Below are 830 nucleotides of genomic sequence, written 5' to 3'. Positions count from 1 at the left end.
ACATGCGAGATCACCGTCGTGACCCCCGTCGGGGATATGTCCCACCCGTTCAATGCCACCCCCGTGACACGGCCGAGGCCGAACGCTCAGCCGATGTTGTCGACGGCCGCCTTCGCCCGAGCCAGCGTCGACTGCGCGGTCCCGTCGTTCTGCTCCATCGTGGTGCGCACCAGCCGGACGATCTCCCGCACCTCGGCCGCCGCGCGGTGCCAGCGCAGCTCCTTGCCGTGGTACTCGTCGGCGACGCCGTCGGCCCGGAAGTCGGCCATCGCCGCCTTCACCGCACGGTCCCGGTCGGTCAGCACCCGCTCCAGCTGACCGATGACCCCCTGCAGACTGATCTGCACCTCGGCAGACGCACCCGTGTCGTACGAACGACGGTCCAGATTCTGGCCCATGCTCCTCATCCCCCCTGAGAGACAGAGATTTCCGCAACGAATCAACCGCTGCCGGTTTCCACCTACCGCGCCCCGAACCGCGCCGCGTCGAAGTCGGCCGACCCCATGTTCTGGTGAGCGTTGCCCTCCAGCTCCTGATCACCCGTCCCGAACGCGGTGTCCATGCCGGACTGACCGCCCAGAATCGCGTTCAGCGAACCGTTCAGATCATTCGTGATCTCGTCCGCATGCAGCTTGAACCGGTCGAACGCCGCCTTGCCGGCCCCGTTGAACTTCCCCTCCAACGGCTCCGCCGCCTGCACCAGCCACCGGATCAGCGTCCCCAGGTCATCGACCGACCCGACCGTGCTCTTCCCCAGCTCCGACAGCGTCGTCGACCCCATGTCGAACTTCATCACCGCACCCCCCATGCGTCACTCACACCCCGTCAAC

General features: G+C 66.9%; 2 protein-coding genes. Both read right to left on the bottom strand.

What is annotated here, in order from left to right; all coding sequences use genetic code 11:
* Nucleotides 1–86 precede the first annotated feature (86 nt).
* The gene (locus tag V5O46_RS31595) at nt 87–398 is read right to left on the bottom strand and encodes a pore-forming ESAT-6 family protein (RefSeq protein ID WP_332888170.1); all 312 of its coding nucleotides are present in this window, start codon (nt 396–398) and stop codon (nt 87–89) included.
* A 62-nt stretch (nt 399–460) separates the two neighbouring features.
* On the bottom strand, nt 461–793 hold the full coding sequence (locus V5O46_RS31590) for a hypothetical protein (RefSeq protein ID WP_332888169.1): 333 nt from the start codon (nt 791–793) through the stop codon (nt 461–463).
* Nucleotides 794–830 lie beyond the last annotated feature (37 nt).

The sequence above is a fragment of the Streptomyces poriticola genome, from assembly GCF_036689765.1.
In the GTDB taxonomy this organism is placed as follows: Bacteria; Actinomycetota; Actinomycetes; order Streptomycetales; family Streptomycetaceae; genus Streptomyces; species Streptomyces poriticola.
This window is presented reverse-complemented; position numbering and strand designations above follow the sequence as displayed.